The 18,478-nt window shown below is 67.3% G+C and carries 18 protein-coding genes; 10 read left to right on the forward strand and 8 right to left on the reverse strand.

Features of this window, described 5'->3' with window-relative positions; genetic code table 11:
• Positions 1 to 30 precede the first annotated feature (30 nt).
• The 8 genes from JZ791_RS05715 to JZ791_RS05750 are packed head-to-tail and all read left to right on the forward strand — an operon-like array spanning position 31 to position 7,074.
• Positions 31 to 840 (forward strand): oxidoreductase, encoded by an 810-nt coding sequence (locus JZ791_RS05715; protein WP_216893105.1) that lies wholly within the window; start codon positions 31 to 33, stop codon positions 838 to 840.
• 31 nt (positions 841 to 871) lie between these two features.
• The gene (locus tag JZ791_RS05720) at positions 872 to 1,819 is read left to right on the forward strand and encodes an alpha/beta hydrolase family protein (protein WP_216893106.1); all 948 of its coding nucleotides are present in this window, start codon (positions 872 to 874) and stop codon (positions 1,817 to 1,819) included.
• A gap of 10 nt (positions 1,820 to 1,829) precedes the next feature.
• Positions 1,830 to 2,951 carry an aromatic ring-hydroxylating dioxygenase subunit alpha gene (locus JZ791_RS05725; RefSeq protein ID WP_216893107.1) on the forward strand — a complete coding sequence of 374 codons (1,122 nt, stop codon included), beginning with the start codon at positions 1,830 to 1,832 and terminating at the stop codon, positions 2,949 to 2,951.
• Positions 2,948 to 3,655: a hypothetical protein gene (locus JZ791_RS05730; protein WP_216893108.1), complete on the forward strand. Its 708-nt coding sequence runs from the start codon at positions 2,948 to 2,950 to the stop codon at positions 3,653 to 3,655. Before JZ791_RS05725 ends, JZ791_RS05730 begins: the two co-directional genes overlap by 4 nt.
• Positions 3,652 to 4,560, forward strand: coding sequence for a hypothetical protein (locus tag JZ791_RS05735; RefSeq protein WP_216893109.1), 909 nt, complete (start codon positions 3,652 to 3,654; stop codon positions 4,558 to 4,560). The genes JZ791_RS05730 and JZ791_RS05735 overlap by 4 nt, the downstream gene beginning before the upstream one ends.
• Complete coding sequence (locus tag JZ791_RS05740) at positions 4,557 to 5,327, forward strand: SDR family oxidoreductase (protein ID WP_308162791.1); 771 nt, start codon at positions 4,557 to 4,559, stop codon at positions 5,325 to 5,327. Before JZ791_RS05735 ends, JZ791_RS05740 begins: the two co-directional genes overlap by 4 nt.
• 24 nt (positions 5,328 to 5,351) lie before the next feature.
• Positions 5,352 to 6,095, forward strand: coding sequence for a maleate cis-trans isomerase family protein (locus JZ791_RS05745; RefSeq protein WP_216893110.1), 744 nt, complete (start codon positions 5,352 to 5,354; stop codon positions 6,093 to 6,095).
• Between the two features lie 22 nt (positions 6,096 to 6,117).
• The gene (locus JZ791_RS05750; protein WP_216893111.1) at positions 6,118 to 7,074 is read left to right on the forward strand and encodes an alpha/beta fold hydrolase; all 957 of its coding nucleotides are present in this window, start codon (positions 6,118 to 6,120) and stop codon (positions 7,072 to 7,074) included.
• A 32-nt stretch (positions 7,075 to 7,106) separates the two neighbouring features.
• Here JZ791_RS05750 and JZ791_RS05755 read toward each other — a convergent pair whose 3' ends face one another.
• Positions 7,107 to 9,329, reverse strand: coding sequence for an MMPL family transporter (locus JZ791_RS05755; RefSeq protein WP_216893112.1), 2,223 nt, complete (start codon positions 9,327 to 9,329; stop codon positions 7,107 to 7,109).
• Positions 9,330 to 9,608: 279 nt separating this feature from the next.
• Here JZ791_RS05755 and JZ791_RS05760 point away from each other — a divergent pair, with 279 nt between their 5' ends.
• A complete protein-coding gene (locus tag JZ791_RS05760) occupies positions 9,609 to 10,085 on the forward strand; it encodes a nitroreductase family deazaflavin-dependent oxidoreductase (RefSeq protein WP_216893113.1) in 477 nt (158 codons plus the stop codon).
• On the opposite strand, the gene JZ791_RS05765 is transcribed toward JZ791_RS05760, so the two are convergent.
• The 6 genes from JZ791_RS05765 to JZ791_RS05790 form a co-directional block, all read right to left on the reverse strand.
• On the reverse strand, positions 10,066 to 11,154 hold the full coding sequence (locus JZ791_RS05765; protein WP_216893114.1) for an NAD(P)H-dependent amine dehydrogenase family protein: 1,089 nt from the start codon (positions 11,152 to 11,154) through the stop codon (positions 10,066 to 10,068). The genes JZ791_RS05760 and JZ791_RS05765 overlap by 20 nt on opposite strands.
• Before the next feature lie 93 nt (positions 11,155 to 11,247).
• Positions 11,248 to 12,468, reverse strand: coding sequence for a cytochrome P450 (locus JZ791_RS05770; RefSeq protein WP_216893115.1), 1,221 nt, complete (start codon positions 12,466 to 12,468; stop codon positions 11,248 to 11,250).
• Positions 12,469 to 12,546: 78 nt separating this feature from the next.
• A complete protein-coding gene (locus tag JZ791_RS05775; protein ID WP_216893116.1) occupies positions 12,547 to 13,161 on the reverse strand; it encodes a TetR/AcrR family transcriptional regulator in 615 nt (204 codons plus the stop codon).
• 111 nt (positions 13,162 to 13,272) lie between these two features.
• Entirely contained in the window at positions 13,273 to 15,426 is a 2,154-nt protein-coding gene (locus JZ791_RS05780; RefSeq protein WP_216893117.1) for an acyl-CoA dehydrogenase family protein, read from the reverse strand.
• Between the two features lie 130 nt (positions 15,427 to 15,556).
• On the reverse strand, positions 15,557 to 16,435 hold the full coding sequence (locus tag JZ791_RS05785) for a Sco1979 family transcriptional regulator (protein ID WP_216893118.1): 879 nt from the start codon (positions 16,433 to 16,435) through the stop codon (positions 15,557 to 15,559).
• A 60-nt stretch (positions 16,436 to 16,495) separates the two neighbouring features.
• Positions 16,496 to 16,729 (reverse strand): DUF397 domain-containing protein, encoded by a 234-nt coding sequence (locus tag JZ791_RS05790; RefSeq protein ID WP_216893119.1) that lies wholly within the window; start codon positions 16,727 to 16,729, stop codon positions 16,496 to 16,498.
• Between the two features lie 407 nt (positions 16,730 to 17,136).
• Between JZ791_RS05790 and JZ791_RS05795 the strand changes: the two genes are divergently transcribed.
• Complete coding sequence (locus tag JZ791_RS05795) at positions 17,137 to 17,445, forward strand: hypothetical protein (RefSeq protein ID WP_216893120.1); 309 nt, start codon at positions 17,137 to 17,139, stop codon at positions 17,443 to 17,445.
• A 66-nt stretch (positions 17,446 to 17,511) separates the two neighbouring features.
• Here the strand turns inward: JZ791_RS05795 and JZ791_RS05800 are convergent, their stop codons facing one another.
• Complete coding sequence (locus JZ791_RS05800) at positions 17,512 to 18,324, reverse strand: SAM-dependent methyltransferase (RefSeq protein ID WP_216893121.1); 813 nt, start codon at positions 18,322 to 18,324, stop codon at positions 17,512 to 17,514.
• Positions 18,325 to 18,478: the final 154 nt, after the last annotated feature.

Raw genomic sequence — 18,478 nt, forward strand, 5'->3', positions numbered from 1 at the left:
CGTATGCCCACCCGACGAATCGGAGCCGCCATGAGTGAAACCGTGCAGCATGTCGAGCAGATGGTCGACGAGAATCCCCGCACCGACGTCAGCGAGACCTTCGAGGAATGGCGAGAGTTGCTGGGCGGGTTGAAATCCCGAATCGACGCCCGCTTCGAGCTGACGCGCGACCCGTCGACCGCCGACCTGGACTCCTACGGAGATCCCGCGACCGGGCCCTCCGGCAGCCTGGCGGCCTACTCGGGGCCCGAGATCGACTGGCTGGTGCACTCCTGGATCGGTGATCCGCGAACCGGATTCGTGAATCTGCACCTGACCGCATGGCTCGGCCCGCGGGTCCGTGTCCCGCACCTGGCCGTGGCGCTGCTGCTGTGGCCGCAGGGCTGGTTCTACGTAGACGCAGTCCCGCGCGGTGATCTGGTCGGTGACGGTGACTATTTCGATCGGTACTACACGCCGAACGACGGATCGTGGCTGGCATTCAAGGAGCAGCATCCCGACTTCACCTGGTTCACCAGCCGTACCGGTTTCATCCGCGCCAGCCTCTCGCCCACCGCCTACTGCTACTCGTTCCCTTCCACCCGGCCCAATCTCGACACCGTCGCCGGGATTCTCACCACCCGCGTCGAGCAGTGGCTGGGCTGGGTGGACGAAGCCGAACCCGTTCCGGCGCAGGAACGCGCCGCGCTGGCCGAGCGTGATCTGACCGTGCGCAGCAATATCGCCGAGCGCGATCCCGCCAACGTGATGGGGGAGCGCATGTTCGGGGCGGATCTCACCCGCCGACTGGTTCGCGGGCTGTGGGGCGGCGACCGCGAACTGCCCCGGCCCGCACTGTGATCCCCGGTCCCCTGTTCGAGAGCGACAACGTATGACCCTGATTCGTTCGCTGTGGTGGTCCGTCCGCACCGACGGCGCCGCGCCCTTCGACACCGCCCATCTCAAGGTGTACTACCCGGCCATCTCGTCCGGTGACGACGCCGAACGTCTCAGCGGCGTCTTCGCCCCCGATCCGGCGGGTGCGCCCTATCCGGTGGTGGTGTTCGTCTCCGGCGTCAACGTGGGCCAGGACGCCTACCGCCGGTTCGCCGTGGCTCTCGCCGAAAATGGTTTCGTGGTGGTCACTTTCGATCGCGTGGCCGAATTGTTCGGCGGACAGCGCGGCATCACCCCGGGCGTCGATCTGGACGCGGCCCGCCCGGACGCCTACGGCACCCGCCCGACCTGTCCGGCCATCGGCGCGGTCCTCGACGGGCTCGCCGAACTGAACGAGTTGCCGCCGCTGCGCGGGGCGCTCGATGCGGATCGGGTCGCGCTGGGCGGGCATTCGGCGGGCGGCACGGTGGTGTTGCAGTCGGCGCGGTACTTCCCCTCCGTCCGAGCTGTTTTCGCATGGGGTGCGCACACCATGGTCGCCACCATGCTCGGCTGGGATCCGGGAACCGTACTGCCCGCGCAGGTGAGCTGCCCCGTTCTGCTGGGCGTCGGTACGAACGACGGGGTCATCCAGGGCAGTGCGGACCGTTACGGCGAGGACGGCCGGGACCGGCCCGATCCCGTGCGGCGCACCTTCGAGGAGGCATTGCCCGAAGGTGACAACCTGCTGGCAATCATCCCGGGCGCCAACCACTTCGGCATCGCCGACCCCGATCCGACCGCGGCGCGCGCATTTCTCGACGGCCCGAACGAGGCGGACGCGCTCGCTCCCTTCGCCGGGCTCACCGCCGTGTTCCTGCGTACCCATCTGACGGGAGAGGCCGCGGCCAAGACCGCTCTCGCCGAATTCCATGCCGGCGATATCCGCCTGTCGCGGCGATAGGAGCCAGATCATGCTGAAGAATTTCTGGTACGCGGTCGAATTCGCCGACCGGGTGACGCGCCGGCCCGGCCGGGTGGTCTGTCTCGGCCAGGAGTTCGTGCTGTACCGCACCGCGTCCGGCGCGCCGGTCTGCCTGTCGAATCTGTGTGTGCATCGCGGTGCGGCCCTATCGATGGGCACGGTCTCCGGGGATGTCATCGCCTGCCCGTATCACGGCTGGCAGTACGATCCGCAGGGTGCGTGCGTGAATATCCCCGCCAACGGCCCAGGCCGCACGATTCCCCGTAAGGCCCGTGTGGATTCCTATCCCACCATCGAACGCTACGGCCTGGTGTGGGCCTTCCTCGGAGATCTGCCCGAGGACGAACGGCCCCCGATACCGGTCATTCCCGAGTTCGACGACCCCACCTTCCGGCATGTGCGGTACGAGATGGAGATCGACGCGAACTACGAGCGCGCCTTCGAGAACGTGGTCGACGCGGCGCACACCCCGTTCGTGCACGGTACCGCGTTCGGGAATCCCGACAAGCCCGAGATACCGGATTTTCGGATACGGCAGACCGATTGGTCGGCCGAGGCCGATTTCGAACTCAGCACACCACCGCCCAAGGGAACATGGGGGCTGTTGTGGAAACGTCGGCCGACGCCGGAGTATCTCTCCGTCACCAATGCCTGGTATCTGCCGAACATCGTGAAACTGCATGTGCGGCTGCCGATCGGGGATCTGCTGCTCTACGACTTCAACATTCCGCTGTCCGAGGATCGCACCCTGATCAAGATCCTCGGCTTCCGCAACTTCTTCACCGGCGCCTGGGCCGACGGCAATACCCGCAAGCGCATCGAGAAGATCCTGTTGCAGGACCGCCCCGTCGTCGAATCGCAACGGCCCGAGCTACTTCCGTACGACCTGTCCGAGGAACTGCATGTCCGCAGCGACGGTCTGCAGGTCGCGTACCGGCGCAGGCGGCTGGAGTTGGTGAAGCGAGGCTGGTGGGTCGGTGGCGACGACATCATCACCGGCGAGACGCCGCGGCGCAGCGCCACCATCATCGCCTCTCCGGCGCGACGCGAGAATCCCGAACTGGCCGGCGCCTGGGTGCACAAGGCCCGCACCGGAGGGACCGCGCAGTGAGCGACGCGGCACGCACCGAATCCCTGCCCGCGGCGCTCAGCGAGCGCGTCCTGGCCACCCTGACCCTCGCGCTCGGCCTGGACACCGTCGAGGACAGACCCCTCACCAGCCCCATCGCACCCGAACCGGTCGGCCGGCTGCGTGTGCTGCGCGGCGGTCCGATCGATAAGGCCGTCACCGTGGATCTGGTGGTGCCGCCCCTCGGGCTGGACAGCCATATGGTCTTCGCGTTCACCCGATCCGATTCCGCCGTACCGCATTTCACGCTCGACTCGGTGTTCGGCGGATATTTCGCCATGCATCTGGATCTGATCCCGCGGGTGGATCTGGCGGTCCATCTGGACTATCTGGATGCCGTTTTCGGACCCCTCACCGGCCTGCTGGCGGAGGCCTGGGCGATGGATGGCCTCTCGCCCGCGGCGATCGGGCCCCGGCAGCGTGCGCTGATGTCGCCCTGGATGCTCGTGTGCCGGGCCACCGAGACGGCATTCCGGGCGCTGGACGACACCGTGGACGGCTATCTGCGGCACTGGCTCGGCCTGGTGGACAAGGGAGTTCCCGATGTCGAGGCGGATCTGGCGAGTCGCGATGCCGCCCAGCGCGCGAATCTGTTCAGTCCCGAGGTGGATCCGGTGTGGGCGCAGGTGGATCGGCTGATCGGCGCCGAACAGACCGAGCGGGTGCGCGGGAAGTTGATTCGATGAGTTCACCCAGCGTCTTCCAGAAACGTATCGAGGGCGAATGGATCGGTCGTCCTTCGCTTTTCGACGGCGAAGGCACCTGGCGGGGCTTCGAGGACATCCGCCGGTCCTCGGTGTTCGCGGACGGTGAGACCACCTATTACATGGACGGTGGCCTGTCCGGAGGCGGCGATATGGCAGGCCGGTTCGCCCTCGGCGCGCCGTTCGCGTTCGGCGTGCGCGACTCGGACGCCGACCGCCTCTACACCGGGCCGGACTTCTACGGATCCGGGCAGCCCTACGGCGGTTTCGTGGACGCCAACTATTACGGCCCCGGCTGGCAGGTGTCGCTGAACACCTGGAACCACACCGTCGGCGATACGCAGATCTACTCGTCGGTGCTGTATCAGGGACCGGCGATGGTCGGGGTGTTCAACGGGTTGTACACCCGCGACCCGGAACGCGAGCAGCGGCACCTGGAACACGAGACCCGCTGCGGCGCTGTGCCGTTCATCGTGCCGACCAAGCAGAACAGCTGCTACGCGGGCGATCTGGACGTCTGGTCGGCCGCGCAGAAGCCGCTGGGTGGCGTGCGCGCGGAACTGCTGACCGAGCCGGTCGATTTGCTGGTTTCGCGCCGCCGCCTGGGCCTGCGGGGCGTGCTGGAACTGGATCTCGCCGGCAGGCTGAGGCGCGACGGGGTGCGCACCTTCTACGAGGGCCCGGGGGCGTGGGGCAACGCGAACTCCTACGGCCGAGCCAATTTCGTGCGGTTGCACACCACCGACGGTCGTCGCATCGCCGGGCGGGAGTTCATGATGGATGCCGAGCCCGGCATGGGCGCGGGCCACAGACTCGCACTGGTCTACCAACTCTTCGAACACAACTCGCTCTCGATGATCGTGCACGGCGTGCTGGAGCGAGCGTGAGCACCGTAGTGGTCACCGGCGGCACCCGCGGTATCGGGCTCGGCATGGTCCGCGCGCTGCTCGCGCGTGGACATCGAGTCGCACTGTGCGGCAGGGATTCCGGACGTGTCGCGGCCGTTCGGGCCGAACTGCCCGGCGACGCCCTGGTGACCACCGCGGACGTCAGCGACCGCAAACAGTTGCAGACGCTGTGGGACACCGCGAGCGACCGCTTCGGTGACATCGACATCTGGATCAACAACGCGGGCGTTTCGCACGATCGGAAACCCTTGTGGGAGTTGCCCGCCGAGGCCACCCGCGGTGTGCTGGAGACCAATCTGCTCGGTGTGCTCAACGGGTCCGCGGTGGCCCTGACGGGAATGGCGGCCAACGGTCACGGTCACGTGTGGAATATGGAGGGCCTGGGCAGCGACGGGCGCAGCGTGCCGGGACTGATCACCTACGGCGCGACCAAACGAGCGGTCACCTACCTGACCGACGCATTGGCCGCCGAGGTCCCGCCGGGCGTCTCGGTGGGGCTGCTGAGCCCGGGCATGGTGGTCACCGATCTACTCACGCACGGGTACTCCGATCCGCGGGCACTGGCCAAGGCGCGCAAGGTATTCGACATCCTCGCGGACCCGGTGGAGACGGTCGCCCCGTGGCTGGCCGAACGCGCCGTGAGCCGCGCCCGCAACGGCGCGCACGTACGGTGGCTGACCACCCCGAAGGTGATCGGCCGCTTCGCCGTCGCACCCCTGCGCAAGCGCAATCCGTTCGGCACGTGAGCACGACACCACGAGGAGAATACGATGACCGACGCGCTCGCCTGGCGACGCAAGTTCGGGGTGATCGCCCCCTCCACGAACACGATCGTGGAGCCCGACTTCTACCGGATGGCCGTGCCCGGCGTGACCGCGCACTTCGGCCGCATCCACATCCGCGATCAGAACATGGGCGACGACGACGGGATGGCGCGGCTGCTCGAGCAGATCCGGGCCGAGATCGTGGCCGCCTGCGAGCGGGTGCTGACGTGCGATCCCGAGTACATGGTCATGGGCATGTCCGCGGAAACCTTCTGGGGCGGTGTGGAGGGCAACCGGCAGTTCGTGAAACAGATCCACGATGTGACCGGTCTGCGCGTGGCAACGGGCGCCGAAGCCTGCCGCCGCGCGCTGCACCTGTTCGGGGCCCGCCGAATCGGCGTGCTCACGCCGTATCAGCCCGTCGGCGACGAGAACGTGATCCGATTCTTCGGCGAGCTCGGATTCGAGGTCGTCGCGATCAAGGGCCTGCGCTGCCCCACGGCCGTATCCATCGCCCACGTCACCGAGGACGAACTGCGGGCGGGCCTGCTCGAGGTCGACAGCGCGGAGGTGGACGTGCTGCTGCAGTGCGGCACCAACCTGTCCATGGTGCGGCTGGCCGACGAGGCCGAACGCTGGCTCGGCAAGCCCGTCATCGCGATCAATGCCGCGACCTGGTGGATGGCGCTGCGCGACAACGGTATCCAGGATCGCATCGAAGGTGCGGGCGCATTACTGCGCGAGCACTGAGCCGCCGCACGAAGGAATTCCCATGTTTCACCGCGGACTGCTCTGTGTCACGCTCGCCGCCTTGGCCGCCTGCGTGGTTGCCGTGTCTCCCACCGTGGATGCGGCCACGCGATTGCCCGGGGTCATCGATATACCCTGCGCCACCAGAATTCTCGAACAGCCCGCGGACTGGTATCTGCCCACCGGAACACCACGCGGACTGGTGTGGTTACAGCACGGCTTCGCCCGCACCGACGCCAACGTCGGCGATCTGGCCGTGGCCTTCGCCGCCGCCGGCGATCTGGTATTCGCCCCCAGCCTGCCCTTTCTCGACCCGACCGGATGCACCCTGCAAAACCTGGGCGACAACACCGGTTTCCTCGACAACATCGCCGACCTGTTCGGCGGGGCGAGCGACCCCGAGGGTCCGCTGGCCCGCAGCCTTGCTGAAGCGGCCCGCAGCGCACACCACGCCGCCCCCGCCATGCCCCGATCGTTCGTATTCGTCGGGCACTCCGCCGGAGCCGAGGCGGTCGCCTTCGTGGCGAACCGGCTGAGAACGACAGCACCACAGGGATGGTCCGCACTGCGCGGACTGATTCTGCTGGACCCGGTGCCCTCGTTCCTCGGCGACAATTTCCACCACGCCTTGACCGGAATTTCCGCCACTCCTCTTCCTGTGCTGGCGATTTCGGCCCCGCCCGAACCGTGCAACAGCCTCGGTCTCGGCACCGCCGCATTACGGTCCGACCTGCACCGCCCGTTCCTCGGCGTACTCCTGCCCACCGGCGTGCACACCGACGCGGAAGGTCCCAGCTCCGACGTGCTCGGCGAAACCGTCTGCGGCTATCCGCTTGCGGCCGACGTCGCCACCCTGCACGCCCTGGCCCTGGGCTGGTCCAGCGATTTCCTCACCGGCACAACCACACCCGAGTACTACCCGACCATGTCCGGCGTCGTCCCCGCCGCGCCCGAGGCTCTCACGCTCCGTGGCAGCTGAGGCCAGTTGCGGTGCGGGGGGACCGTCCGTGGTCAGCGTGTCGCGCGTGGCAGCGGCTCTTCTTGTTCGCCCGCAGCTTCGCCCGCGACGCCCAGGCTCTGTTCCAGGCGCTCGCCCTCGATATCGGGGTCGGGGACGTATTTGCTGAACCATTGTGGGTGGTACCAGAATTGGCGGTCGGCGATCGCCATGACGGCGGGGACGAGTGTGAGCCGCACGACGAAAGCGTCGAGCAGGACGCCGACCGCGAAGCCGAAGCCGATCGCCTTGATCGTCGGATCCTTGTTGATCATGAAGGCGACGAAGATCGAGAACATGATCAGTGCGGCCGCGGTGACCACGCGCGCGGAGTAGCCGGTGCCGCGCTCGACCGCGGTGCGCGCGTCCCCGTTCTTGGTGAAGTCCTCCTTGATCCGGGAGACGACGAAAACCTCGTAGTCGCTGGACAATCCGAAGATGATGCCGAGCATGATGATCGGCAGGAAGCTGATGATCTCGCTCGGCGCGATGCCGAAGATATGTTCGCCCCAGCCCCATTGGAACAGCGCCACCTCCGCGCCGAACGCCGCGCCGACCGAGAGCAGGAAGCCGATGATGGACTTGATCGGCACCCAGATGGTGCGGAAGGCGAAGGTCAGCAGAATGAACGCGAGCCCGACGACCACGACCAGGAAAACCGGCAGCGCCGAAGACAACTTGCCCGAGACGTCGATGTTGGACGCGGTCGACCCGCCCACCAGAATGCGTGTGCCGGTGGAACCTTCGATCGTGGCGCGGTTGTCGCGGATCGAATGCACGAGGTCGGCCGTTTTCGGGTCGTTCGGGCCGGATTGGGGAACGACCTGGATGGTCTGCAGCGTGCCGCTGCCGGTGCCGGGAAGTACGGCCGCGACGTCGGGAAGTTTGTTCAGCGCCTGCGTGATCGGTGTGAGGTCGTCGGGGTTGCCGACATTGTCGACGACCACCAGCAGCGGCCCGTTGTATCCCGGACCGAAGTTGTCGGCGATGATGTCGTAGGCCCGGCGCTGGGTGTCGGAGGTCGGTTTGGACGAGCCACTGGGCAGGCCGAGGTTCATGTCCAGCGCGGGCGAGGCGATCACGGCGAGCAGCGCCACACCCAGTATGAGAACGGGGATGCGCCACCGCACGACGAACCGCGCCCAGATCGCGCCCGCAGTCCGCTCCGGCCGATCCACGGCCTGCCGGGCGACCGCCTCGGGACGTCCGGGCCGCAGCGGGGATTGCAGGAACTTCGCCACCTTCCACCCGGCGAAACCGAGCAGCGCCGGCAGCAGGGTGAGCGAGATCAGCAGCGCGACGAGCACCGCGGCCGCCGCCGCGAGGCCCATCACCGTGAGGAACGGGATGCCCGCGACGGCGAGCCCGCACAGCGCGACGATGACCGTGATCCCGGCGAACACCACCGAACTGCCCGCGGTGCCGACGGCCAGTGGCACCGAATCCTCGACGCTCATATCGGTCATCAGGTTGTTGCGATGACGGAACAGGATGAACAGCGCGTAGTCGATGCCGCAGGAGAGCCCGAGCATCATGGCCACGGTGGTCGACGCCGAGGCGATGGTGACCACCGATGCCAGCGCGGTGACACCCATCAGCGTCACGACGATCCCGATGATGGCGTTGAGGATCGGCAGGCCCGCGGCGACGAAGGCTCCGAAGGTCACCAGCAGGATGACGAACGCGATGATCATGCCGATGATCTCGGGCACCTCGGAAATCGAGATGAGCCAGCCGGGATAGACGCTGCCGGAATACTCCACCTGCACGCCGGAGTTCTGCGCGGACTTCACCGCGTTCGTCACCGCGTCGAGGGTCGATGTCGGCACGTCCGCGGGGGCCTGCTTGTACTGGACCGTCGCGATGGCCGCCTGCCCGCTCGGCGATATCGTCTTGGTCTGGAACGGGTCGCCGACGGTCACGACGCCCGGGATCGCCTTCAGTTGCGTGAGCATCGCCTCGATCGAGGTGTGATTGTCGGCGTCGGTGATCTTCGCGTTGCCGTGGGTGGCCAGCACGATCTGCGTCTGCCCACCGGCGGCGGCGGGCATCCGCGCGGTCAGCAGCGTCGCGACGTCCTCGGATTCGGTGCCCGGGATGGTGAAGTTGTCGTTGGTCTTTCCCCCGCTCACCGTGCCGAGCACGATCATGACCACCGCGAGCAGCAGCCAGAGGGCGAGCACCAGCCTCCGGTGCGTGAAGGACCATTTCGCAAGGCGGTACAGGGAGGTGGACATCAGTGGCCTTTCACGGGGCAACGATCTGTCGAACCTGCGGTCTCTGCTTGTGCGTCGGCGTTTCACTCGAACTGCTCACCCAACTCGCTCCCCGGAGCATACCGACCGACCGCCTCTTATTCGCGGACGAGCCACGGACAGTTGCGATGGCGGACTCTGCGTCGGGCGGTCCTTAAGGTTGGAGATGGACTGCTGTCTAGACTAGTGAACACATACGTAATCCGTTCGGCCGGGCGTCAACGCCCTGCTGAACCGGTCCGAGGAGTGAGCAGCAGGACCATGACAGCCACCACCCCGAAGCACCTCAACGCCCCATGGGTGCCGAAGATGATGAAATACGCGGGCAGAGCCCAGGTTTGGGTATTCCGGCGCACGGGCGGGCGAATCGGAAGCAAGTGGCGCATCGGCGCGGGATTCCGCAACCCGGTACCCACTCTCCTGCTGGACCATCGCGGCCGGAAATCCGGCGCGACGTACACCGCGCCACTGCTCTACATCACCGATGGCCCCGACACGATAGTCGTCGCGTCCCAGGGCGGGCTCGACAAACACCCGCAGTGGTATCACAACCTGCGCGCACACCCCGACACCCACATCCAGATCGGCCGCCGCCGCCGTCCGGTCCACGCCATCGTCGCGAATCGGCAGGAGCGCGAACGACTGTGGGCGCTCCTGCTCGAGGCATACGCGGACTTCGCCACCTACCAGACGTGGACCGACCGGGAAATCCCCGTGATCATCCTTCGACCGAGTTGATCCCGGCCGGTCCTCGCGCGATGCCGCGGGGGAGCGGCAGGGGCAGATCGTTGTAGGTCGCGATGCCCGGGGCGGCCGCGACCACCGCGGGAATGGCGTGGATGGGCGGCATCGCGGTCATGATGTGCCCGAGGACCATGAACTCGGCGATCGTGCTGGCCTGGAAATCCGGTGGCGGGGCGAAGCCGACCGTCATGTTCACGGTGGGGCGGCCGTCGATGGTGATCTTCCAGCCGTCGCCGTCGAGTTTCCAATCCGGGTCCAGGGTCTGGCCCTTGCGCCAGCGCAGGGTGAGTTCGACCACCGTCGCATCCCCGACGCGGCCCTGCCAGCTGATATATACGCCTGCGACGCAGCCCTTTTCGATGATCCAGGAGCCGAGATCGAGATCCTCGGTGGTCTGGGCGTATTCCGGGACGCAGCGGATCTCGTCGAGTTCGACGCCCAGCGCGTCGGCGAGCAGCCTGACGGCCTCGGCGAATACCGCGGTGCCCTGCTCGGCGGCCCCGGCGAGTTCGGGATCATCGATCCGGCGCCCGAAACCCACCGGCCGCTCGGTGTCCGGTGAGTCGTAGAAGGTGGTGTCGGCCGATTCGGCGATGGTGATCCGGTCCACCCGGTCGCACGCGGTGGCCGCGACGATCGCCAGCAGTTCGGCGAAGCCGGGGCTCACGCCCGAGCCGAACATGGTCGACCCGCCGAGTCGGCATGCCTGCTGAATACGTTCGCGCTCAGCGTCTTTCAGGTTGTGCCCGGTGATGAAGGACGCCGAGGACACGACGTTCGCCCCCGAGGACAGAATCCGCACCAGTTCGTCGACGTTCGACCACATCGGGTTGTAGACCACGCAGTCGGGTTTCAGGGCGAGCAGCGCGTCGACATCGCCGGTCGCCAGTACGCCCACCGGCTCACCTCCGGACAGTTCGCCGACGTCCCGGCCGGCCTTGTCCGGCGACCAGGCGAAGCAGCCGACGAGTTCGAGGTTCGGATGTGCGGCCAGTGCCCGCACGGAACTCATGCCGACATTGCCCGTCGTCCACTGGACAACCCGATAGGTGGTTGATGCCATTCGAACCTCGCTCGTCGCGTCTACCCCCGCGCCTCCGATCGTATGCCTCGAGTGAATATGAAACTCTCTAATGCGAGAATAAAGTTCTCGCGTTCACCACAGGACGGGAACCCGGTCGACGCCGCCGGTGACCAGATGGGTCTGGATCTCGAGTTCGTTCACGTCCGCGGCCAGGCGCAGGCCGGGGAACCGGTGGAACAGCGCGGGGAATACGGTCCGCAGCTCGGTCCGCGCGAGGTTGGCGCCGATGCACGCGTGCATCCCGTGGCCGAATGTCAAGTGGGCGTTGGGCTTACGATCGACCCGGAATTCCCGCGGATCGGTGTAGACCGACTCGTCGCGATTGGCGGCGTCGGTATTGAGCAGGACCAGGTCACCGGCGGCGATGGTGACCCCGCCGACCTGGACGTCCTCACGCGCGTACCGCAGCAGGCCCGGGCCCGCCGACGGCGCGGCCAGCCGCAGGATCTCCTCCACCGTGGGCTGGACCTGCCCGTCGGGATCGGCTACGAACGCCGCCCGCCGGTTCGGATCCGACAGCAGCCACAGCACGCCGAAACTGATTCGGCCGGAAGTGGTCTCGTGTCCGGCGAACAACAGGCCCGCCGCCAGCCGGGCCGCCTCGAAGTCGGTGAAGGTCGGGTCCTCCTCCTGCATGGCGACGACGTCGGAGATCACGTCCGGGCCCGGGTTAACGCGTTTGGCCGCGGCCAGCCCGGCGGTGTACGCCTCGAGTTCGGACCGCGCCGCCCACGCGTCCGCGCCGTCGTACATCGCGGTCATCCGCTTGGACAGCTCACCGAACAGGGTGCGGTCCTCCGGCGGCACCCCGAGCAGTTCGCTGATCACCAAGGCCGGCAACGGAAATGCCAGCACCTTGTTCAGGTCCACGGGCTCGTCCGGATCGGCGTCGCGCAACTTCTGCATGTCGTCGAGGCAGTGCGCGGTCAACTCCTGGATCCGCTCGGTGAGCCGCATCATCCGCCGCGCGGAGAACGCGGGCACGAGCATCTTGCGCAGCCGCTGGTGGTCCCGCGTCTCGGTGTTGTAATCACCCAGGGAGCCACCCGCGATGGCGGCCTCCGACACCCTGGCCGCCGTCTCCGGCGTGGGATGTCGACGACCGAAGCGGGCGTCTCCGAAGATCTGCCTGACCTCCGCGTACCCCGTCACCAGCCAGGCCGGATCCCCTGCGGGACTGGTCACCCGGGTCACCGGCGATTGTTCGCGCAAGGCCGCGTACTCGGGCGCCACTTCCAATGCGTTGGGGCGGTCGAACGGCAACCGCGGAGCAGCGTGCACGGTACTGGTCATCGATCTTCCTCACTATCAGCGATTACTCATATCCGATCAATATGCGAACGGGCCTCCCGCCCGCGAGGTATCGGGGCTTCAGCCCGTTTCGGCGATGCCGCCCTGCGGAACTCCGCTGCGCAACTGCGCGAGAGCGGCCCGGACCACGTCGGACAGGCTGGTCGAACCGTCGCCCGCGGACCACACCTCCAGCGACGTCCGCATCGTCACCCCGGCCGCGGCGGCCAGCAACCGGGTCGACATATCCTGCTCGGGATCGGTGCCCATGCGCTCGGCGATCGCCTCGGTCAACTGCCGCGCGATGCGGTCGATCGTGGTCAGGTGCGCGGCCAGGATGGCCGGATTCTCGCGCCCGGCCCGCGACAGCGTCGCCACGTCCTCGCGGCTGCTCACCATCGTCGCGACCATATCGGGCAGGACCGCGGCGAGCGCGTCCCACACCGGCTCGTCCGCGGGCCGGGCACGCACCGCGTCGGCGACCGACTCGACGTGCCGGACCGCGGCCTCGACGATGGCCTCCTCCACCGAGAAGAAGTAGTTGCGAAAGGTACGTCCGGACACGCCGACGATCTCGGCGACGCTCTCCGGACTCACCGCCTTCAGGCCCTGCTCCAGCATCATCGCCCAAGCGGCCTGGCTCAGCGCCGCGCGAGTCGCCTGTTTCTTGCGCTCTCGCAACCCCTGCGGCGTCATGCCTCCATGGTCGAGCAAAACTTCCAATCTCGCAATATTTCAAGTTTGGAAGATATGCGCCGGAGGGCGAGGCGCCGCGGGATCGTGCGGCGGCACAACGGATGTCGACCGCTATTGCAGCAGTGGGTCGCGGGGCAGGCCGAGGATGCGCTCACCGATCTGATTGCGCTTGATCTCCGAGGTGCCACCGGCGATCGACATCGCGCGGTGCATGAGCACCATCATGTTGCCCGTCGCGGCGAAGCCGTCCATGAACAACGCGTCCTCGGCGAGGAGTTCGGAGACGATGGCCGACGACTCGTGGCCGAGTTCCGACACGATGAGTTTGGTCATCGCGCCCTCGGGACCCGGCCCGCCGCCCGCGACGGCGCGCCCGGCCGCGCGCAGGTTGAGCAGTTCGACGGCCTGGTGGTCGGCGATGTAGCGGCCGATGCGCGCGGCGCCGCCGGTCAGGCGCTCGGGCGCGGCGTCGAACAGCGGGACCAGCGCGGCGCCCGGGAAGGTCATGACCCCCGCGCCGCCGCTGCCGATGCTCACGCTCTCGTTACCGAGCGTGGCGCGCGCGACCGACCAACCGCCGTTCACCGTGCCGACGACGTCCTGGTCGGGCACGAACACGTCGGTGAGGAACACCTCGTTGAATTCCGAATTCCCCGAAGCCATTTTCAGTGGGCGAACCTGCACGCCCGGCGCGTGCATATCGATCGCCATCATGGTGATGCCCTGGTGCTTGGGCACGTCGGGATCGGTGCGCACGGTGGCGAAGCCCATCCCCGCGACGTGGGCGCCGGAGGTCCACACCTTCTGGCCGTTGATCAGCCAGCCGCCGTCCACGCGGGTCGCGCGGGTCTTGATGCCCGCGGCGTCCGAACCCGCCTCCGGCTCGCTGAACAGCTGGCACCACACGACCTCCTGGTCCAGCGCGGGCCGCACCCAGCGCTCGAGCTGGTCCGGAGTGCCGTGCTGGATGATGGTGAGCACGTTCCACGCCGTGATGCCGTAGGACGGGCGCGTCACCCCGGCCGCGGTGAACTCCTGCTCGATCACCAACTGCTCGATCGCCCCCGCGCCGCGGCCGAAAGGTTCGGGCCAGTGCGGCATCACGTACCCGGACTCGATCAGTCTGGTGCGCTGATCGGCCGCGGGAAGCTCGGCGAGGCCGCGGGCGAATTCACGCACCCGCGTACGCACGGCCTCGGCCTCGGGCGGCAATTCGACGGCCTTGGCCCGCGAAACACCCTGGCGTACCAGGTCGACCAGATCGGTGGACGCGCGGTCGGGCGCCAGCACATGCCGCAGCGCCGTGGCGCGCCGCATGAACAGGTGTGCGTCGTGCTCCCAGGTGATGGCGATGCCGCCGTGCACCTGGGTCATGTGGTTGGCGCAGAAATCGGCTGCGGGAGCGGCGATCACGGCCGCGACGGCCGCGGCGTAGGAGAGCTGATCGCCACCGGTGCGGGCGGCCCGCGCGGCGTCCCAGACCGCCGAGGCGGCCGTTTCGGTGACCACGGCCATATTGGCGCAGTGGTGCTTCACCGCCTGGTACATGGCGATCGGACGGCCGAACTGGATGCGGGTCTTGGCGTATTCGGCGGCCAGCCGGGTCGCCTCGGCGGCGACGCCGGCCACCTCGGCCGCCAGGATCACGCGCTGGAGATCCAGCAGCGTGCGCGCGGCGCCCGGCACCACGGTCGCGGGCGCGTGATCGAGGGTGATGCGCGCCGAGCGGCGGGTCGGGTCCAGATTCCGCGGCGTCGTCACTCGCACGCCGTCGCCGAGTTCGACGATCGCGACATCGTCCCCGGCCGTGAGCACCAGCAGTCCGGCCAGCCCGCCGCCGAGTACCACCACCGAACCGGTCGCCGTGCCGTCGTCGAGGCTCAGGCCCGGGGTGGTGGCCACAGCCGCCGCCGTCGAACCGTCGGCGAGGCCGGGCAGCAGCTTCTCCCGCGTAATCTGTTCGGCCGCAACGGAAATGAACGCACTCGCGATCACCGTCGGCACGAACGGACCGGGTGCGATCGCGCCGCCCAGCTCCGCCACGACGAGCACCAGCTCCTCCAGCGTGTACCCCGACCCGCCGTACTCCTCCGGGAGGTGCAGGCCCAGCCAGCCCAGGCCGGGCACCTCGTCCCAGAACCGTGGCAGCGTCTCGGTCTCGGCCTCCAGTAGCGCCCGCCCCGCAGCCCGCGCCTCCCGCCTGAGCAGGAACTTCGCGGCCGTATCGGCAAGCGTGACATGGTCTTCGGTGATAGCGATCGACATCGAGCTGCTCCTCCGTCAACAAAACCGGTCATGGCTTCCGCCGGACCGAGACAAGGACCATCATGCACGTTCGCGACGGAGGGGCGTCGTTCCGCCCGTAGGTCGCCCCCGGACCAGGGGGAACGACGGGCTAGGAGCGGTCGTTGAGCAGCTTCTGCAGGAAGTCGGCGGTCTGTTCCGGCGGCCGGGCGTAGGCCGCGCACAGGGTGTCCATCAGCGCCCGGTAGCGCAGCAGATCCTGTCTCTTGTCGAGATAGAGTGCGCCGGTGAGTTGTTCGAGATAGACCACGTCGGGCAGTTCCGGTTCGGGGAAGCGCAGCATGGTGAACGAGCCGCCCTCGGCGGGAGTGGGGCCGGAGGTCTCGGGGAGTACCTGGATGGTGATGTTGGGCAGTTCGGTCAGTTCGAGCAGATGTGCCAGCTGGTCTCGGGCCACTCGCGGGTCCCGTGGCTGTCTTCGCAGCACATGCTCATCGATCACGGCCCATACCGTCGGCGGGCTCGGCTCGCGGGTGAGTATGCGCTGCCGGCGCATTCGCATGTCCACCAGACGTTGCGCTTCTTCCCGCGAGTCCAGTCCGAAGATGTATCGGGAGTAGTCCGCGGTCTGGAAAAGGCCGGGGATGTACTGGGTTTCGTAGATGCGGATGCCGAAGGCGGCCTGTTCCAGACCGACGTAGGTCTCGAACCAGGAGGGCAGCAGGTCGGTGTAGCGATGCCACCAGCCGGGCAGGCTGGCCTGACGAGCCAGCCCGAGGAAGCGTTCGCGCTCCTCGGGGTCGTCCACGCCGTACAGCGTGAGCAGGTCCTGCATGTCGCGTTCCTTGAACCCGGTCTGACCGAGTTCGAGCCGCGTGATCTTGGTCTCGGATGCGCGCAGCGCGTCGCCCGCGGCCTGGCGGGTGATCTCGCGTTCCTCACGGAGTTTGCGTAATTGGCCACCGAGCGCGATCCGTAGAACTGTCGGACCACGTTCGGCGGACGGCTGAACTACCGCACCGCCTGTCATCGAGTCACTCCCATGCTGTACAGAATCTGCAGCCCTGTGGGTGCACCACCGCGGGACACCCTACAGCATCAGCCCGTCCAGGCCGCCGTCCTTGATGTCTCGCACCAACGCGGCGAATTCCGCACGAGTGCAGGACAAGACCGGGCCATCGGGATCGCGAGAGTTTCGCATCGCTATGTGATCGCGCGAAAGGCCTGCCAACTCAACACAATTGCCATGCGGACCGCTGTACGAGCTCTTGCGCCAACCGATCTCGTCCTGGGTCGTCGCGCGCGGGGCAGCGCTGTCGGACATCACACTCACACACTTCCTGCCGATTACTGAGACTCTCAGTACCACTGTACATGCAAACGCACGTGCAGATGGATCTGCGTTTGCATCTGCGACTGTATGTTCATTCGCAGGTGCCGTTGCATATGCGTGCTGTGTCTGGAACACTGTCCGACAACCGAGACGCCTGACTCGAGGTCTGTACCGCAGGCAGTCAATTGCGTTCCGCGACAGGAGGAGACGAGCATGAGAAGCCTCGTTGAACGAGCGATCGACGCAGCGTCTGCCCGGAGAGCGCCCCTGCCTGCCGCCGATCTCGGAGCGAATGCTCCTGTGTGTCAGGTGATCACGGATAGTGCGTTCGAATCTTCCCGATGCCGGGGTGTCGTGTCCCCCGGCATCGGGAACCGCGAGCGGCAAAGAGGGCGGTAGTGAAGCGAAAAGGCCTGCGCACGACGACGACTGCCGATGGCAGGAAGATGGCGGACTGGAGTCTGATTCGCCAGCGGCCGTGGATACAGCGCGTAATGTTGCTCGGCGACTGCAGTCCCGCGGTCGAATGGCCCGGCAAGCTCCTGCCGCTCGCACAGCCGGGGACCATCGTGTTCTCCGGGGATATCCGCTCGCTGGATCTCGCCGACGCGCGTGAGGCGCTGCCGCAGCATCAGGATCTGTGGGACGCCGTGCAGCGCGAGTTCTGGATGACTCTGTTCGACACCAGTAAAGCGTCGAGTCAGTAGTTAACGGTAGCCTCGGTGGCCGGCAGTCGCGCCGGTCACCGAGCTACACACCGTGTTTCGTTCCGGTCAGGGTATGCGGGCGACCGCTGCGTACATCGCGATGTCGGAGTCCGCGATGCCCTCGTTGCTGGAGTCGGGACGCCACTTGTGCATCTGCACCAGGCCCGGCTCCTCGAGTTCCAGGCCCGTGAAGAACTCTTGCGCTTGCGCTTTGGTGCGCCACTCGAGCGTTTCGCCGTGTGCGTGGTACAGATCGCGGACCTTGGCCAGCGGTTCGGGATCGAAGTCGTCGGTGGCTATCGTCGTGGCGAAGTAACTGCCGGAGGGCAGCGCGTCGATCACCTGGCGGACGACCCGCAATGCCTCCTGGTCGTCCTCGATGAAGTGCAGCATCGCGATGAGCAGCAGCCCGACGGGCTCGTCGAGGTCGAGCGTCTCGCGCAGTTGCGGTGCGGCGAGAATCGATTCGGGCTCACGCATGTCGGCGTTGATGTAGGTGGTGCGCCCCTGCTGGGTGCTGGACATCAATGCCCTGGCGTGGGCCAGCACGATCGGATCGTTGTCCGCGTACACGATTCGCGTCTCGGGCGCGATCGCCTGGACCACCTCGTGCAGGTTGGGCCGGGTGGGGATGCCGGTGCCGATATCGAGGAACTGGCGAATGCCGCGCTCGGCGGCCAGGAACCGGGCCGCCCGGTGCATGAATTCACGGTTGGCCCGCATGCGGACCCGCAGCGCGGGCCACGCCCGAAGTGATTCCTCGCCCGCCGCGCGGTCGAGGTCGTAATAGTCCTTGCCGCCCAGGATGTAGTCGTAGATGCGGGCACCGTGGGCCCGATCAAGACCGAGATCGAGTGCGATTTCCTCGTTGTCGCCCACAGCACTGCCTCCGTTCCGGACCCGTCGGGGTCGCCATACTCGATCCTAGGGCCTTGTGGCACTTCGCAGTTAGTCGAGCGCCCAGCACGGGATCGTTCCTCGCCGCGCGGTGGTCACAGGTGAATGATTCCGGGTGGAACGTGCCGGTCGGTCG

It is taken from the genome of Nocardia alni (genome assembly GCF_019038435.1).
Classification (GTDB): Bacteria; Actinomycetota; Actinomycetes; order Mycobacteriales; family Mycobacteriaceae; genus Nocardia; species Nocardia alni.

What these genes read in the sequence shown, in the direction of transcription:
- JZ791_RS05715 (WP_216893105.1), top strand. Translation starts at nt 31, where the DNA reads ATGAGTGAAACCGTGCAGCATGTCGAGCAGATGGTCGACGAGAATCCC.
- JZ791_RS05720 (WP_216893106.1), top strand. Translation starts at nt 872, where the DNA reads ATGACCCTGATTCGTTCGCTGTGGTGGTCCGTCCGCACCGACGGCGCC.
- JZ791_RS05725 (WP_216893107.1), top strand. Translation starts at nt 1,830, where the DNA reads ATGCTGAAGAATTTCTGGTACGCGGTCGAATTCGCCGACCGGGTGACG.
- JZ791_RS05735 (WP_216893109.1), top strand. Translation starts at nt 3,652, where the DNA reads ATGAGTTCACCCAGCGTCTTCCAGAAACGTATCGAGGGCGAATGGATC.
- JZ791_RS05745 (WP_216893110.1), top strand. Translation starts at nt 5,352, where the DNA reads ATGACCGACGCGCTCGCCTGGCGACGCAAGTTCGGGGTGATCGCCCCC.
- JZ791_RS05750 (WP_216893111.1), top strand. Translation starts at nt 6,118, where the DNA reads ATGTTTCACCGCGGACTGCTCTGTGTCACGCTCGCCGCCTTGGCCGCC.
- JZ791_RS05755 (WP_216893112.1), bottom strand. Translation starts at nt 9,329, where the DNA reads ATGTCCACCTCCCTGTACCGCCTTGCGAAATGGTCCTTCACGCACCGG.
- JZ791_RS05760 (WP_216893113.1), top strand. Translation starts at nt 9,609, where the DNA reads ATGACAGCCACCACCCCGAAGCACCTCAACGCCCCATGGGTGCCGAAG.
- JZ791_RS05765 (WP_216893114.1), bottom strand. Translation starts at nt 11,154, where the DNA reads ATGGCATCAACCACCTATCGGGTTGTCCAGTGGACGACGGGCAATGTC.
- JZ791_RS05770 (WP_216893115.1), bottom strand. Translation starts at nt 12,468, where the DNA reads ATGACCAGTACCGTGCACGCTGCTCCGCGGTTGCCGTTCGACCGCCCC.
- JZ791_RS05775 (WP_216893116.1), bottom strand. Translation starts at nt 13,161, where the DNA reads ATGACGCCGCAGGGGTTGCGAGAGCGCAAGAAACAGGCGACTCGCGCG.
- JZ791_RS05780 (WP_216893117.1), bottom strand. Translation starts at nt 15,426, where the DNA reads ATGTCGATCGCTATCACCGAAGACCATGTCACGCTTGCCGATACGGCC.
- JZ791_RS05785 (WP_216893118.1), bottom strand. Translation starts at nt 16,435, where the DNA reads ATGACAGGCGGTGCGGTAGTTCAGCCGTCCGCCGAACGTGGTCCGACA.
- JZ791_RS05790 (WP_216893119.1), bottom strand. Translation starts at nt 16,729, where the DNA reads ATGTCCGACAGCGCTGCCCCGCGCGCGACGACCCAGGACGAGATCGGT.